12 protein-coding genes are annotated in these 16,239 nt (G+C 69.4%); 9 read left to right on the plus strand and 3 right to left on the minus strand.

Going from position 1 to position 16,239, the window contains the following annotated elements; genetic code table 11:
- The first annotated feature begins 12 nt into the window (after positions 1-12).
- From LAJ50_RS04640 to LAJ50_RS04660, 5 genes are all read left to right on the plus strand, one after another.
- Positions 13-222, plus strand: coding sequence for a heavy-metal-associated domain-containing protein (locus LAJ50_RS04640; protein WP_224096475.1), 210 nt, complete (start codon positions 13-15; stop codon positions 220-222).
- A 293-nt stretch (positions 223-515) separates the two neighbouring features.
- Positions 516-2,276 carry an ABC transporter ATP-binding protein/permease gene (locus LAJ50_RS04645; RefSeq protein ID WP_130550758.1) on the plus strand — a complete coding sequence of 587 codons (1,761 nt, stop codon included), beginning with the start codon at positions 516-518 and terminating at the stop codon, positions 2,274-2,276.
- Positions 2,277-2,461: 185 nt separating this feature from the next.
- Entirely contained in the window at positions 2,462-5,164 is a 2,703-nt protein-coding gene (locus tag LAJ50_RS04650) for a TonB-dependent receptor (RefSeq protein WP_138654271.1), read from the plus strand.
- Between the two features lie 73 nt (positions 5,165-5,237).
- Positions 5,238-6,680, plus strand: a complete 1,443-nt coding sequence (gene tldD / locus LAJ50_RS04655; RefSeq protein ID WP_130550760.1) for a metalloprotease TldD — start codon at positions 5,238-5,240, stop codon at positions 6,678-6,680.
- Positions 6,677-8,038 (plus strand): metallopeptidase TldD-related protein, encoded by a 1,362-nt coding sequence (locus tag LAJ50_RS04660; RefSeq protein WP_130550761.1) that lies wholly within the window; start codon positions 6,677-6,679, stop codon positions 8,036-8,038. The genes tldD and LAJ50_RS04660 overlap by 4 nt, the downstream gene beginning before the upstream one ends.
- A gap of 97 nt (positions 8,039-8,135) precedes the next feature.
- Here LAJ50_RS04660 and LAJ50_RS04665 read toward each other — a convergent pair whose 3' ends face one another.
- The gene (locus tag LAJ50_RS04665; protein ID WP_130550762.1) at positions 8,136-8,879 is read right to left on the minus strand and encodes an SDR family oxidoreductase; all 744 of its coding nucleotides are present in this window, start codon (positions 8,877-8,879) and stop codon (positions 8,136-8,138) included.
- Positions 8,880-8,978: 99 nt separating this feature from the next.
- Between LAJ50_RS04665 and LAJ50_RS04670 the strand changes: the two genes are divergently transcribed.
- Positions 8,979-9,899 carry an AraC family transcriptional regulator gene (locus LAJ50_RS04670; RefSeq protein WP_130550763.1) on the plus strand — a complete coding sequence of 307 codons (921 nt, stop codon included), beginning with the start codon at positions 8,979-8,981 and terminating at the stop codon, positions 9,897-9,899.
- Between the two features lie 308 nt (positions 9,900-10,207).
- Here LAJ50_RS04670 and LAJ50_RS04675 read toward each other — a convergent pair whose 3' ends face one another.
- A complete protein-coding gene (locus tag LAJ50_RS04675; protein WP_130550764.1) occupies positions 10,208-11,089 on the minus strand; it encodes a LysR family transcriptional regulator in 882 nt (293 codons plus the stop codon).
- A gap of 119 nt (positions 11,090-11,208) precedes the next feature.
- Between LAJ50_RS04675 and LAJ50_RS04680 the strand changes: the two genes are divergently transcribed.
- Positions 11,209-12,096: an aldo/keto reductase family oxidoreductase gene (locus LAJ50_RS04680; protein ID WP_138654269.1), complete on the plus strand. Its 888-nt coding sequence runs from the start codon at positions 11,209-11,211 to the stop codon at positions 12,094-12,096.
- A gap of 65 nt (positions 12,097-12,161) precedes the next feature.
- Here the strand turns inward: LAJ50_RS04680 and LAJ50_RS04685 are convergent, their stop codons facing one another.
- Positions 12,162-12,560: a hypothetical protein gene (locus LAJ50_RS04685; protein ID WP_138654267.1), complete on the minus strand. Its 399-nt coding sequence runs from the start codon at positions 12,558-12,560 to the stop codon at positions 12,162-12,164.
- Between the two features lie 405 nt (positions 12,561-12,965).
- On the opposite strand from LAJ50_RS04685, the gene LAJ50_RS04690 reads away from it, so the two are divergent.
- Both LAJ50_RS04690 and LAJ50_RS04695 read left to right on the plus strand, forming a co-directional pair.
- Complete coding sequence (locus tag LAJ50_RS04690) at positions 12,966-13,835, plus strand: CoA ester lyase (RefSeq protein ID WP_138654265.1); 870 nt, start codon at positions 12,966-12,968, stop codon at positions 13,833-13,835.
- The gene (locus LAJ50_RS04695) at positions 13,832-16,216 is read left to right on the plus strand and encodes a sodium:solute symporter (protein ID WP_138654263.1); all 2,385 of its coding nucleotides are present in this window, start codon (positions 13,832-13,834) and stop codon (positions 16,214-16,216) included. Before LAJ50_RS04690 ends, LAJ50_RS04695 begins: the two co-directional genes overlap by 4 nt.
- The last annotated feature ends 23 nt before the right edge of the window (positions 16,217-16,239 follow it).

The raw sequence follows: 16,239 nt of genomic DNA on the forward strand, positions 1-16,239 counted from the left end.
GGAAACCTCAAGATGCATATCGAACTGACCGTAGACGGCATGAAGTGCGGAGGCTGCTCCGGCCGCCTCAAGCGCGTGCTGGAAGGCACCGATGGCGTGCAGGCCACGCAGATCGTGCTGGAGACCAAGCAGGTCGCCGTCGATTTCGACGAGGCCGGCATCGACGTGGAGGCGATCAAGCACGTGATCACCGACGCCGGCTTCACCGTGCTGGCCGCCTGAGGCAGGACCGGCCTGCGCCTGGCGGAATGACGGCGCGCCCGCGGCCCGCGTTCGACGCGGGCCGCAGGTGCCCGGCCAGCCGCCAGCACGCGCAGGCCACCGACGCTGCGGCGGGGGGACGCCGCAGCGGAGGATGAAGGACAAGGACCGGACCGGCGGAGGGGCCGTCCGAGGAGAAGGGGAACGCTTTCGCAGACGCCCGGTGTGCTGGCCGCCTTCCAGGCGACCAGTGCGCGGTGCGCTGCCACCTGGGGCCATCGCGCTCTGCCCGCTGCCGTTGCCACGGAGCCTCGATGAACGACACCGACCACGACGAAAGGCACCTGCCGAAGGTCCCGGCGCGTCAGCTCTGGCGCCTGCTGGGCGGCTACTGGCGCTCGGACGACCGGCTCATGGCCTGGCTGCTGCTGCTGTCCATCCCCGCGCTGCACGGGGTGATGGTCTACCAGGGCCTGCTGCAGAACCGCATCTACGGGGTGATGTTCGATGCGCTGGGCGATCGCCAGGCCAGCGTGTTCTGGCGGCAGCTGATCCTCACCGGCGTCGTCATGGCCACCTGGGTGCTGGCCCATACCGTGGTGGAGTGGCTGATGCAGCTGCTCTACATGCGCTGGCGCACCTGGCTCAACGCGTATTTCTCCGACCGCTGGCTGGAGCGCAAGGCCTATTACCGGATGGACCGCGCCGGCAGCATCGACAACCCGGACCAGCGCCTGTCCGAGGACCTGCAGATCCTGACCGAAAAGGGCGTGACCAAGGGCTTCGAATTCCTGCACCAGATGGGCGTGGTGGTGGTCTTCACCGGCGTGCTGTGGAACCTCTCGCGCGATATCGCCTTCACCGTGGCCGGGCAGCAGGTCGCCATCCCCGGGCTGGTGGTGTTCGTGTTCCTGGGCTTCTGCCTGCTCAGCACCGGCCTGGTCGAATGGTTGGGGCGGCCGCTGCTGCGTGCCCGCTACCGCCAGCAGGCGCGCGAGGGCGACTACCGCTTCGCCCTGGTGCGCGTGCGCGAGAACGCCGAGCCCATCGCGCTCTACGCGGGCGAGGCGTCCGAACGTCGTCGCCTGGGTGGCGCCTTCGTCCGCATCCGTCAGAACTGGCGCAAGGTCGTGCGCCATACCTTCAGCGTCAATCTGGCCACCGATACCGGCAACCAGGGCGTGCAGCTGCTGCCGTGGATGCTCGGCGCCGGCGCTTATTTCGCCGGTGGTCTCTCGCTCGGCCAGCTGACGCGGCTGCACCAGACCTGCAACCAGACCCGCATCGGCCTGCTGTGGTTCATCCAGAACTACACCGAGCTGGCCGACGTGCGCGCCGCGCTGGCGCGCCTGGTCGAACTGGACCACGCGCTCGACGCGCACGATGCGCGCCACGACATCGTCGTGGCCGACAGCCAGGACGAGGTGCTGCGCACCTATGCGCTGGCGCTGGAATGCCCGGACGGGCGCGCGCTGGGCGAGCCGGTCTCGGTGGACATCAAGGCCGGGTCGAGCTGCGTGATCGTGGGGCCGTCCGGCTGCGGCAAGAGCACGTTCCTGCTGTCGCTGGCCGGCCTGTGGCCGCACGGACACGGCCGCATCGAGATGCCGCGCAGGCGGCGCAGCATGTTCATTCCGCAGCGGCCCTATGTGCCCATCGGCTCGTTGAAGGAGGCGCTGTGCTACCCGGGCGACAGCGCCGATTTCGACGACCAAAGCTGCGTCAGCGCATTGCGCGCCTGCCGGCTGGAGCATCACGCCCAGCGCCTGGACGAGGTCGATCACTGGAGCAAGCGGCTCTCGCCCGGCGAGCAGCAGCGCCTGGCGTTCGCGCGCGTGCTGATGCAGCGCCCGCAGACGCTGTTCCTGGACGAGGCCACCTCGGCCCTGGACCAGGACACCGAGGCCTTGCTCTACCGGCAACTGCGCGAGCGGCTGCCGGGCTGCACGGTGATCAGCGTCGCCCACCGCGACTCGGTCATCGCCATGCACGAACGCAAGCTGAGTTTCTCCGGCGCGGGCAGGCCGGCGTGGTGTTCCGCCCCGCCTGCACAGGTGGTCCCCGCGACGGGCTAGCCAGCCGGACCACGCAACAGCGGTAAGCGCCCAGGTGGGAAGGCCGGGCGCGCAGGCGTGCGGGGAGCGCGCCTGCGACAAGCAAGCGGGAGCGTGGCTCCCATCCCGGACGAGGCGGCCCGTGCCGCAGCGGCGGGCGAGGTTGACCCAGCGGTTCCCTTCTTCTCACGACCGGAGAGCCTTCGTTGAACACGATCACCCTGAGCGCACTGGCCATCGCCGTGTCCCTCTGCCTTGCCAGCGCGGCGCATGCCCAGACCGGCGATGCCGACGAATCGCAGGCGTCCACCCCGTCCACCCAGCAGGTCCAGCCGCGACAGCTGGACGGCGTCAGCGTCACCGGCTCGCTGCTGCCGCGCAGCCAGCTGGAGACCTTCGTGCCCACCGTGACCATCACCCATCAGGACATGGTCAGGCAGGGCTTCAAGGACGTCGCCACCGCGCTGCGCGCGTCCACCCTGGGCGGCGGTGGCCTGCGCGAAGGCGCGCCGATCGGCTCGGGCAATACGCAGGCCACGCGCTCGGTCAACCTGTTCGGCCTGGGCGCCAGCTATACCAAGATCCTGATCAACGGCCATCCCTTCGCCAACTTCCCGATGGCGGCCAATACCACCGACGGCGGCATGCTGGCCGACCTGAGCAACATCCCGATGGCGATGATCGACCGCGTCGAGATCCTGCCAGGCAGCCAGTCGGCGACCTATGGCGCCGACGCGGTGGCCGGCGTGGTCAACATCCTCCTGCGCCGCGATGTGGAAGGCACGGAAGTCAGCGTCCAGTCCAACGTCTACACCGAGGGCGGCGGCGCCAGCCAGCGGCTGCAGCTGGTGGGCGGAAGCGCGCTGGGCAGCGCCACCTCGCTGACCTATGCGCTGCAGTACGACCATGCCGCGCCGCTGCTGGGCACCGAGCGCAGGCTCACCGCCTACACGCCGGCCAAGGACGATGCCTTCGCCCGCACCTCGGCCACGTCCTACTACGATCCGGGCGCCCAGGGCTGCGCCCAGATGGCCGACCTGTTCGGCGGCACGATGGAATACAAGACCAACGGCGCGGCCAGGTACTGCGGCTCGGACAACACCGCGGCCTCGGTCTCCACTTACGACGCGGCGCGGCGCACGGTGGCCGGCTATCTCTCGCTCCAGCACGATGTCTCCGAGCGCATGACCGCCTATGCGGACCTGAACTACGCCCTGGGCCAGACGCAGAGCAACTGCTGCCTGACCTGGTACTGGCAGAACGTCACCGACCAGGCCTCCGGCAGGAACTACCTGATCTCGCGCGAGTTCGCGCTGGAGGAGATCGGCGGATTCGGCAACGCGGCCCGGCGCAACCGGACCCATCAATACGACGTCACCGGTGGCCTGCGCGGCGATCTCGGCGATGGCGACTGGCGCTACGACGCCTACTATTCGCGCTCGGCCTACGCGGTCAAGCAGCACCAGCTGCAGCCGGTGACGCCGACGATGAATGCCTACCTGGCCCAGCGCTACCGCGATGTGCGCCAGGTCTTCGTGCCGCTGACGCCGCAGGAGTATCTGGGTTTCAACTACGACCAGACCCGCAAGGCCGACACCATGACCCAGCAGGTCAGCGCGCGGGTCTACAACACCCGCCTGTTCGGCTTGCCCGGCGGCGACGCGGGCCTGGCGATCCTGCTGGAAGGCGGCAACGAGCGCTGGAACGACAGCCCCGACGCCATGTCCCGCTCCGGCGCGATGTTCGGCGGCGCGACCCAGGCCAGCCACGGCGATCGCGATCGCTGGGGCGGCGCGGTGCAGATGGACCTGCCGGTGGCCTCGATGCTGACCGCGACCCTGGCCGGCCGCTACGACGACTATCGCTACTCCGGCTACGACCGCAACCGCCCGACCTGGCGCCTGGGCCTGGAGTTCCGGCCGTTCGAAAGCCTGCTGCTGCGCGGCGGCCTGGGCACCTCGTTCCGCGCGCCGGACATGTCCTTCCTGTATTCGGGCGCCAGCAAGGGCAACCAGAACACCTACGATTTCTATCGCTGCGACCAGCTGGGCGTGTCGCGCAGCAGTGCCCAGTGCCGCTACATCATGCCCAGCTACACCAGCGGCAACCTGGCGCTGGAGCCGGTCACCTCCAAGTCCAAGAGCATCGGCCTGGTGTGGGCGCCGCTGCGCAACCTGACCTTCAACGCCGACTTCATGGACATCGAGATCCACAACGAGGTGCGCGCGCTGAGTCTGGCCAACATCCTCTTCGACGAGGCCGCCTGCCGCCAGAACGGCCAGGCGTCCTACCTGCCCAGCTGCGCCGACGCGCTGGCCCGGGTCAGCCGCGGCGCCGACGGTCTGATCACCGCCGTGCAGAGCGGGTACTTCAACGTGGCCTACAAGCAGATGAAGCTGCTGATGGGCGGGGCCAACTATCGCCTGGCCACCGAGCGCCTGGGCAGCTGGAACTTCAAGCTCAACGCCAGTCGCATCGTCGACTACCGGGCGCAGCTGGATTCGGTGTCGCCCGTCGTCGATGTGATCGACGAGCCCAAGGGGCAGGCCAGCTTCTTCCCGCGCATGCTCAACGCCACCATCGGCTGGGAGCAGGGACCGCTGTCGCTCACCCTGTGGGGCGTGCGCTACGGCAAGACGCCCAACTTCTCGGTGCGCACCTGGGGCTGGAGCCCGACCGCGGCGCAGGTGGCGCTGTATGGCCCGCCGGGCTACGACGACGCCTGGCTGCTGTTCAATGGCTCGGTGCAGTACCAGCTGCCGTTCCAGGCCACGCTGTCGCTGGCGGTCACCAACCTGGCCAACAAGATGCCGCCGAACCGCAACTGGACCTCCGCGCCGTACTTCAACTCCCAGCTCTACAACGTCTACGGGCGCGGCCTGAGCTTCGAGGTCACCAAGAAGTTCTGAGCGCGCATGCGGTCGCCCGCTTCGCCCGACCGGGCATCGGCGCGAGCGCCTTCCACACCAACCGGGAATCCCCATGTCTTCTTTGATAGCCCAGGCGGAGCAGCGCCTGCTGGCGCCGGCCTGCCTGTCCCTGGACGGGCTGGACCGGGTCTTCGCGCGGCTGCTGGCGCCGTCCACCGATGAGGCCGACCTCTACTTCCAGCAGACGCGCAGCGAGTCCTGGTCGCTCGAGGACGGCATCGTCAAGCAGGCGCGCCACAGCAGCGCGCAGGGCGTCGGCCTGCGCGCGGTCTGCGGCGACAGGACCGGCTTTGCCTACACCGATGCGATGGAGCTGCCGGCGCTGCTCGAGGCCGCCGGGTCGGCCCGGGCCATCGCACAGGCGAGCGGGCAGGGGCGTGCGCATGCGCTGGTCCGCAACGCGCCGGCCCCGCTGTACGAGGCCATCGATCCCATCGATGGCCTGGCCGCGGAGCAGAAGGTCGCGCTGCTGCGCACGATCGACGCGGCGGCGCGCGCCATGGACCCGCGCATCAGGCGGGTCAGCGCCAGCCTGATGGCCAGCTGCGAGACCGTCCTGATCGTCGCCGCCGACGGCACCCTGGTCGCCGACATGCGGCCGCTGGTGCGGCTCAACGTGCAGGTGATCGCCGAACACCAGGGCCGCCGCGAATCGGGCAGCGCCGGCGGCGGCGGACGCTACGACCTGGCGACGCTGATCGAGGGCGGCGCCGCCCTCGAGCACACGCGCGAGGCGGTGCGCCGCGCGCTGGTCAATCTGGAATCGGTCGCCGCGCCCGCCGGTGAGATGACCGTCGTGGTGGGGCCCGGATGGCCGGGCGTGCTGCTGCACGAGGCCGTGGGCCATGGCCTGGAGGGCGACTTCAACCGCAAGCAGACCTCGGTGTTCTCCGAGCGCATGGGCCAGCGCGTGGCGGCCAGGGGCGTGACCATCGTCGACGACGGCACGCTGGCCGAGCGGCGTGGCTCGCTCTCGGTGGACGACGAGGGCACGCCGACCCAGCGCACCACGCTGATCGAGGACGGCATGCTCAAGGGCTATCTGCACGACCGCATGAGCGCCCGGCTGATGGGCAAGGCGCGCACCGGCAACGGCCGGCGCGAGTCGTATGCCCACCTGCCGATGCCGCGCATGACCAACACCTACATGCTGCCAGGCGAGCACGCGCCCGAGGAGATCCTGCGCTCGGTCAGGCGCGGGCTGTATGCGGTGAACTTCGCCGGCGGCCAGGTCGACATCACCAGCGGCAAGTTCGTGTTCTCCGCCAACGAGGCCTATCTGGTCGAGGACGGGCGCATCGTCGCGCCGGTGCGGGGCGCGACCCTGATCGGCGCCGGCGCCGAGGTGCTGAGCCGGATATCGATGATCGGCAACGACCTGCGGCTGGACGCCGGCATCGCCATCTGCGGCAAGGCCGGACAGAGCGTGCCGGTCGGCGTGGGCCAGCCCACCCTGCGCATCGACGCGATGACCGTGGGCGGGACCGCCGCATGAACCTGCGCGTTCTTCCCGATGCGAACCAGGACGATCCGCAGCTGCTCGAGCTCGCCACGCTGTGCGAGCAGACCGTGGCCGCGTGCCGCGTCCTGGGCGCCGACCAGGCCGAGGTCGTGGCGCATGCCGCCAGCGGCCTGGAGGTGGGCGTGCGCAGGGATCAGGTGGAGACCCTGATCCGCAGCCAGGACGTCAGCGCCACCGTGACGGCCTGGCGCGCGGGCCGCAAGGGCGTGGTCAGCGTGGGCGACATGCGCGCCGCCTCCCTGCGCCAGGCGGCCGAGCGCGCCTGCGCCTTCGCGCGCCTGACCGAGCCGGATGTCCACGGCGGACTGGCCGATCCGGACCCGTCTCCGCGCCAGCGGCCGCCGCTGGACCTGTGGCATCCCTGGGCGCTTGAGGCCGAGCAGGCCATTGAGCTGGCCCGGCAGACCGAAGCCGCAGGGCGCGACTTCGATGCCCCGATCGCCAACACCAACGGCGCGCAGCTCAGCACGCGTGCGGAACGTTCGGCGCGCGCCGATTCCAACGGCTTCCTGGGCACCGCCAGGCGGACCCGCCACCAGCTGTGGGCCTCGTTCATCACCCGCGACGCGCGTGGCATGCAGACGGGCAGCTGGTACGACAGCCGCTGCTCGCACCAGGACCTGCAGGATCCGGCCGAGATCGGCCGGCGCGCGGCGCTGCATGCCGTGCAGCGGCTGGGCGCGCGCCGGCTTGGGACGCGCCAGTGCCCGGTGCTGTTCGCCCCGGACGTCGCGGCCGGCCTGTTCGGCCACTTCCTGGAGGCGGTGAGCGGCGCCGCGCTCTGCCAGCGGGCCAGCTTCCTCTCCGATGGCCTGGGGCAGCCGGTATTGCCCGCTTTCATGGACCTGCACGAGCGCCCGCATCTGCCGCGCGGCGCCGGTTCACGCCACTTCGATGCCGAAGGTGTCGCCGCGGCAGACGACGCCTTGGTCCTGGGCGGCCGGCTGCAGCGTTATGCCCTCGACGGCCGTTCGGCGCGGGAGCTGGGCATGGCCAGCACCGGCAACGCCGGCGGTATCAGCAATCTGCAGGTCCGGCATGGGCCGGAGGATCTCGATGGCCTGCTGCGCCGCATGCACACCGGCCTGCTGGTGACGCAGGTGATGGGGCAGGGCGTATCGATCGTGACCGGCGACTATTCGCGCGGCGTGTCCGGCTTCTGGGTCGAGCATGGCGCCATCGCCTATCCCGTGGACGAGATCACCATCGCCTCCAACCTGCGCGAGATGTTCGCCGGCATCGTCGCGGTCGGCCGCGATGTGGACACGCGCGGGCGGATCCGGACGGGATCGCTGCTGATCGAGCGGATGACGGTTGCCGGTGCCGGTTGAGGCGCCGGGGGGCGCGGGAACAGGCGCGGGTTGCCTTGTTTCCCGAGCGCGGATCCCTGGCGCCGGATCGCCTTCCGGGCCTTGCCTGCCAGGGCGATCACCGCGGTCCTGCCAGGGCGATGGCATCGGCGCCCGCGGGGAAATGGAGCTGGTCCGAGCCATCGTGCACGGCCCGCCAGACGGCCTCGGCGACCTCCTTGGGGCGCGTGGTCGCCTGCGGGCGCGAGAAGGCCTCGAAGATCGGACGCGCATAGTCGGCATAGGCGTCCGGAATGAGGCCGTGCATGCGCCCGGCACCGTTCTCGGCGAACCGCGTGGTCGGTCCGTAGCCGGGCTCGACCAGCTTGACCCGGATGCCGAACGCGCCCAGTTCGTGCGCCAGCGAACCGGTGAAGCCTTCGACCGCGGTCTTGCTGCCTGTGTAGGCGGCGGCCAGCGGCATGCTGGCCAGGGTGACGCTCGAGGTGACGTTCACGATCGTGCCGGCTCCGCGCGCGCGCATCTGCGGAATCACCGCCTGCGCCATGGCCATCGTGCCGAAGGTGTTGGTTTCGAACACCTCGCGCACCGTGCGCATGGACGTGGCCTCGAAGGCGCCGACGACCCCGATGCCCGCGTTGTTGACCAGCGCATCGATCGGGCCGGCCTCGGCGACCGCGCGCGCGATGCTGTCGGCGTCGGTGACATCCAGCGCGACCAGCCTGATGCGTTCGGACGCGGGCAGCAGGTCGGAACGCGGACGGCGCATGGTGGCCACGACCTGCCAGCCGTGGTCGTGGAAGTAACGGGCGGTTTCCAGCCCGTAGCCGGAGGAACTGCCGGTGATCAGGACGGTCTTCATTGCGGGGAACTCCGTGGTGGTCAGGTGCCACCACGTTAGGTCCGCGCCGCAGGACTGACGATGCTGGGGAGTCCATGAAACATTGGCTATAGTCCTGCCATGACCGACCCCCTCGCCGAACTGATCACCCTGCTCAGGCCCGCGCGGGTCATGGGCAAGCGCATTTCCGGCGCCGGCCGCTGGGGCGTCCGCTACGCGCCGTTCGGGCACCCGGGCTTCTGTGTGGTGACCGATGGCGCGTGCCTGCTGACGGTCGATGGCGCCGACGCCCTGCATCTGCAGGCAGGCGACTTCGTGTTCCTGCCCGCGACGCCGGGATTCGTCCTGTCCGGCTTCGCGCCCGTCGAGCCGCAGCTGGTCGAACCCGCCGCCATCGCGACCGAGGACCTGGAGCTGCGCCATGGCGCCCTCGAGGGGGAGCCCGACATGCGCATGCTGGGCGGCTACTTCGTCTTCGATTCGCCCGACACGGCCCTGCTGGTGGCGCTGCTGCCACCGGTCATCCACGTCCGCGGCGAGGATCGACTCGGCGTGCTGGTGCGGCTCGTGCGCGAGGAAGCCATGCAGACCAAGGCGGGGCGCGACCTCATCCTGACCCGGCTGGTCGAGGTGCTGCTGATCGAAGCCCTGCGCGCGGCGCCAGGCGATGGCGCGCCCGCGGGGCTGCTCCGTGGCCTGGCGGACGAGCGCCTGGCCCGCTCGATCCGCGAGATGCACCGCGACCCGGCCCGCGCCTGGACGGTCGAGCAGCTGGCCAAGGTCGCCGCGCTGTCCAGGTCGGCCTATTTCCAGCGCTTCACACGGGCGGTCGGCCTGCCGCCCATGGAGTACCTGGTCGCCTGGCGGATGGCGATCGCCAAGGACATGCTCGATCGCCAGGATGTGGGTATGGAGCAGGTGGCCGAGCGCGTGGGCTATTCGTCGGCGAGCACCTTCAGTGCCGCCTTTGCCCGCTACGTCGGGCGTCCGCCGAGCGGCTATGCCAGGGAGCGACGCCGGCTGCGTGCGGAGGTGGCCTGAAGTCTGCTGTGGATCGGAAGCAGGGGCCGGACAAGGCGCGAAGCGCAAGGCATGAGCGCCTGACCTGCGTCCATCTGCTCACTCCCGGGTCAACGCAGCAGCAACCTGCCGGTCCGTCCTAAATGGGGAAGGTCTCGCTGCGTTGCTGCGCGCGTGTACATCGGCCTGCTGGTGACAGGTGATGGGGCAGGGCGTGTCGATCGTGACCGGCGACTGTTCGCGCGGCGTGTCCGGCTTCTGGGTCGAGCACCGTCAGAGGCCAATGGTCGTCAAGGGCAGATGCGGGGGCGCGTGCTCGATGGACGCCGTTACGCGCCCTGCGCCCTGACGAACTCGATGAAGGCCCGCAGCGGCGGCGGCACCAGTGCGCGGTTGGGGTAGTACAGGAAGGGGCCCTGGAATGTCTGCCACCACGGCTTGAGCACCGGCTCCAGCGCACCGGACGCCAGATGCGGCTGGAGCCAGTCCTCGAACAGATGGACGATGCCATTGCCGGCCACGGCCGCCTCGATCGCCAGGTCGACCCCTCCGCCGAGCTCCACCAGCAGCTGTCCGCGCGGGACGATGGTGATCACGTCCTCGCCCTGCTCGAACTCCCATTCGGACACCACGCCGCTGGGAAAGCGCCCGCGGATGCAGTCGTGGTCGAAGAGGTCGCGGGGATGGGCCGGGCGCCCGCGCCGGTCCAGATACGAGGGGGAGGCCGCGGTGGCGCTGCGCTGCGCGCGCGGGCCGATCGGGAGCGCGATCATGTCCTGCTGCAGGCGCTCGCCATAGCGGATCCCCGCATCGCATCCGGCGGCGATGACGTCGACGAAGCTTTCCTGGGTCAGCACTTCCACGCTGATATCGGGATAGCGCGCCATGAAGGGCGGCAGGATCCGTGGCAGCACCAGACGCGCGGCGCTGACCGGCACGTTGAGCCGCAGCGTGCCGGTGGGCGTGCTCCTGAATCCGCTCATCGCGTCGGTCGCGGTGTCCAGCTCCCGCAGGGCGGGCTCGATGCGCGCCAGCAGCGCCTTGCCTGCGTCGGTCAGGCCGACACTGCGGGTCGTGCGGTTGAGCAGGCGCACCCCGAGCCGCGCTTCCAGACGCTTGACCGCATCGCTGAGCTTGGACGCACTGATCCCGGCCACCCTGGCCGCCTCGCGGAATCCTGCGGCCCGCGTCACCAGGACAAAGGCCTGCATATCACCCAGCTCGTTCGCCATTGTTCGCTGATCCGGACGACCTGTTCGCTTTGTGATGGATTGTCGCACAGCCATGGCGGCCGTAGTTTTCCTCCACCTCCGACGAAACGAGCGCCGCCATGAACGCTTCTTCCATCCCTTCCACCACGCCGCAAGAGTTCGCCCTAGGCGACGGCAGCGTGGCCCGCCTCGGCTATGGCGCCATGCAGCTGGCCGGCCCGCACGCCTTCGGGCCGCCAAAGGATCGGGATGCGGCCGTGCGCGTGCTGCGCCATGCGGTGGAACTGGGCGTCGACCATCTCGACACCAGCGACTTCTATGGCCCGCACATCACCAACCAGATCATCCGCGAGGCCCTGCATCCCTACCGCGACGGGCTCACGATCGTGACCAAGGTTGGTGCCCGGCGCGGCGCGGGCGGCGAGTGGTTGCCGGCGATGTCCGCCGCCGAGCTCACCAGCGCCGTGCACGACAACCTGCGCAACCTCGGGCTCGAGGTCCTGGACGTGGTCAACCTGCGCTGCATGTTCGACGTGATGGCTCCGGCCGAAGGTACGATCGAGCCCTATCTCACCGTTCTGGCCGAGCTGCAGCAGCGTGGGCTCATCCGCCACATCGGCCTGAGCAACGTCACCGCCACGCAGGTCGCCGAAGGCCGAAAGCTCTGCCGCATCGTCTGCGTGCAGAACCAGTACAACCTGGTGCACCGCGCCGATGACGCGCTCGTGGATTCCCTGGCGCGCGACGGCATCGCCTACGTGCCCTTCTTCCCGCTCGGCGGCTTCAACCCGCTGCAGGTCTCGGCACTGTCCGCCGTCGCGCAGAAGCTGGGCGCCACGCCGATGCAGGTGGCACTGGCCTGGCTGCTGCAGCGCTCGCCCAATCTGCTGCTGATCCCGGGCACCTCCTCGGTGGAACACCTGCGCGAGAACATGCAGTCGGCGCAGCTAGTGCTCGATCGTGAGGACGTGGCCACGCTCGATGCGGTCGCTCAGCTGAAGGCCTGACCGTCTTCCCATGGGCGAGCGCTAAACGGCGCTGCAGAGCCGGGCGCTTGGAAGACTGCTGGGCGCTAATCCGCGATCTTCGGGATCGAACCGATGGGGCCATGGAAGATGCGTTGCCATGGATGGCTTGAGCGATCCAGAACTGTCAGAACGCAGTTGGCGTCCTGCCCCTCCGCGAGGGAGATGAAGATGAGCTCTTCGTTGACGGAGCCAAAGGGCGACGTCCTTGGGCTGAGCTGCGCCTTCAATGGATGAGCGCCCGAACAGTCAATCCCAACCACGTAGTCGCCAACCACCTGGCGGAAGTCGGCCGGAGACGATCTGGGAATATGGATGATCTGATCCTGGCCGAGGATCTCTCGCTCCACCGTAACCGGGGTCCCCTCGATGATGCGCGGGGCGGGCGGTGGAACAAATCGCGCGGCGCCGGCGGCCGTGCTGGCGACCAGAAGCAGTGCAATCAACGAGTATCGAGTCACTTGCAATCTCCCCTTTAGCGCTTGGCGCCTGAATTGAACCGACCCCGTGAAGCAGATTCGGCCTGAACCAATAGTGTGTAGGCCGGGTTGTTCAACGTATCGATGCCGACATCACCTGTTCCGCCAGCCCTAATCACATTGCCGGAACACCATCTTTGAGGAAGCGCTACGGCGTCGGCGGCTCGGCCAGTCCGGTCGCCACCAGCCGCTAAGGGCAATATGCCTGAATGATGGCGTCGTGCCGATGGTGGTGCTTGCCTGACGATCCTGTGCTCACCGCACAACTTCCCGCTACAAACCCTTTCTTCTGAACAAAGGCCGGGGCGGCTGCTCGGGCGGGGGGCGTCCAGCAGACTCGTGCATGGTCGTCTGGTAGGGAATGTGCCCGGGATGCGGAGCAAGCTGTTCGTGCCGGGGGGGCGCCCGGAGCTGTTCGCCAAGGCAATGGCGGGCCAGGCCGATGCGGTCTCCTTCGATCTGGAGGATGCCGTGCCGGTGGAAGGCAAGGACCAGGCGCGGGAGGGCCTGGCGGCGTATCTGCGCGGGCTGACGCCGGCGCAGGCGGCGGGCAAGTGCATCATCGTGCGGATCAACGCCTACGATTCGCCGTACTTCTCCCAGGACCTGCAGGCGCTGGCGATCGCCGGCGTCGCGATGATCAACGTGCCCAAGCTCGAGCATGCCCAGACCGTCAGCGCCGTCGCCGAGCGTCTGGCCGCGGCCGAACAGGCCAACGGCGTCACAGCGCCGATCGGCCTGCTGGTCAACATCGAGACGCCGGGCGGGTTGGCCAATGCCGCGGCGCTGGCCGCCGCGCATCCGCGGGTGGCCGGGCTGCAGCTGGGGCTGGGCGATCTGTTCGCGCCGTTCGCCATCGCCAGGACGCCGGCCAATGTCCATGCGGCGATGTTCGCCGTGCGTATGGCCGCGGCGCGGGCCGGCATCGCCGCGTACGACGGGGCCTGGCCCGATGTCGCCGACGAGGCGGGCTTCCTGGCCGAGGCCACGCTGGCCCGCGCGCTGGGCTTCAGTGGCAAGAGCTGCATCCATCCGCGCCAGGTCGCCCTGGCGCATCAGGTCTTCTCGCTGGACCAGGAGGCGCTGGCGCATGCGCAGCGCGTGGTCGAGGCCGCGGCCGCGGCACAGGCGCGCGGGCATGGCGCCTTCCTCGTCGATGGACGCATGGTGGACGCTCCTTACCTGGCCAGGGCCCGGGCGCTGGTGGCCGCGGCCCGCAGCGAAGCGGAGGCCTCAGGATGAGCCCGCGCCTTCCTCAATCGCGGCCCGGCAGGCGCGCCATCCGGTCTGTCGCGCTGGTCCTGCTCTGGCTGCTGTGCGTGTCGCTTCCGGCCGCCGCGTCCAATCTGGTCGGCCTGTCCGCCGCGCACCTCCCGCCGCTGCCCGCAGCGAAAGAGGCCCGGCTGGAGGCGGCCGGCGATTCGCTGCTGGCGCTGCAGGCCGGCCAGGCGTGGCGACGCGAGGCAGGCGCCAAGGGGTGGCGCCCGCTGCGCTGGTCCCTGCCGATCGAGGCGGCGCGGGTGCAAGGCCTCGCCAGCGACGGGAACCGGGTCTGGCTGCTCTCGGCCGCGGCGAACGGCGACCTGACGCTGACCGTGGCGCGACTGACCCACGACGCGCTCGTGGAGGCCGCACCGCTTCCGCCCCCGCCCGTCGCGCTGCGCAGCGCACGCGTGACCTTCGAGAACGGGCTGCTGACCCTGGCCGGGCTCGACGCCTCCAGCCAGCCGCACGTGCTCCAGGAGGACGACGGCGGTTGGCATCGACTGCCTGCGTGGCCCGGCGGCGGACCCGTGCAGGGGCTGATGGCGCGCGGTTCCAGGCTGTATCTGGTCGCGGGCCAGCCGACGGCGCCGACGCTGTTCTCCTGGTCCTCCGACGCCGGCTGGCAGTCGCTGGGCGCCTTGCCCGGCGCCCTCGTGCCGGGCTCGGCGCAGCCGCTGGGCCAGGCGCATCTGATGTTCCTGGTGCAGGGCCAGCCCGATCTGCGCACCTTCCACACCATCACCCAAGCCTGGAACCGGATGTCTCTGCCGAGCGCGGACCGCGCGGTCCAGGCCGCCAGGCTGGGCAGCGGCCTGGCCTGGGTCGATGCCTCAGGCCGCATCGAAGCCGCCGCGATCGAATCGGGCAAGTACCTGCTCAAGTGGCAGGACTGGGCGGTGATCGTGTTCTACCTGGCCCTGGTCATCGGCATCGGCGGCTACTTCTATCTGCGCGAGCGGCGGCAGTCGACCTCGGACTTCTTCGTCGGCGGCCGCTCGATCCCGTTCTGGGCCGCGGGCATCAGCCTGTACGCGACCAACACCAGTTCGATCAGTTTCATCGCCATCCCGGCCAAGGCGTTCGAGACCAACTGGCAGTACATGACCAACAACCTGATCGCGGTGGTCGGGCTGATGTTCGTGGCGGTATGGATCGTGCCGCTGCTGCGGCGGCTCAACCTGATGTCGGTGTTCTCCTATCTGGAGACGCGCTTCCACCCGGCGATCCGCATGCTGGCCAGCGCGCTGTGCATCGCCATGCAGGTCGGCGCGCGGATGAGCGTGATCCTGTTCCTGCCGGCGCTGGCCATCGCTACCATCACCGGCATCAGCGTGGCCCTAAGCGTGGTGCTGATGGGGGTGTTCACCATCATCTACACCGCCATGGGCGGCATGAAGGCGGTGATCTGGACCGACGTGGTCCAGGTCATCGTCAAGATGGGCGGGGCGATCTTCGCCATCGGCTTCATCATCTGGCACATCCCGGGCGGGGCGCCGGAGTTCTGGGACGTGGCCATGGCCAACCAGAAGGTGAAGACCTTCGATTTCAGCTTCGACCTGACCAAGGCGACGGTCTGGGGCTTCATCTTCCTGGTGCTGTTCGACGTGGTGCTGACCTTCCCGAAGGATCAGGTGCTGATGCAGCGCACCCTGTCCACGCCGTCGGACAAGGAGGCGGGGCGCTCGATCTGGGCCTTCGCCGCGATCATGATCCCCGGCGGGCTGGTGTTCTACTCCATCGGCACCGCGCTGTTCGTCTACTACAAGGCGCATCCGGAGCGGCTCAACCCGACGCTGCCCATCGATGCCACCTTCCCGTTGTTCATCGCCGCCGAACTGCCGACCGGGGTGACCGGGCTGATCGTGGCCGGCATCTTCGCCGCCGCCATGGCCACGCTGTCCTCGATCATGAACTCGGTCGCCACGCTGGTCTCGGTGGACTTCTACGAGCGGCTGGTCAAGGCGCCCGATCAGCGCCGCAGCGTGCTGTTCGCCGAGATCACCACGGTGGTGGTGGGCCTGGTGGGCATCGGCCTGGCGCTGCTGATGTCGCGCTACGACATCCACTCGCTGTTCGATGTGTCCATCGAGCTGGCCGGACTGCTGGGCGGCGGCTTCGCCGGCTCGTACACGCTGGGCATGTTCACGCGCCGGGCCAACTCGCCGGGCGTGGCGATTGGCATCGGCTGCAGCATCGTGCTCACCTTCGTGGCCTGGTGGTTCGACCTGGTCCATCCGTACTTCTACCTGGCCATCTCGATCCTGCTGAGCATCGTCATCGGCTACCTGGCCAGCCTGTGCTTCCCGGCGCCGCGGCGCTCGCTCAAGGGGCTGACGATCTACCGCGATGCAGAATGAGCCGGGCCGCGCCGCTGTGTAAT

The organism is Pseudoxanthomonas sp. X-1 (genome assembly GCF_020042665.1).
Classification (GTDB): Bacteria; Pseudomonadota; Gammaproteobacteria; order Xanthomonadales; family Xanthomonadaceae; genus Pseudoxanthomonas_A; species Pseudoxanthomonas_A spadix_A.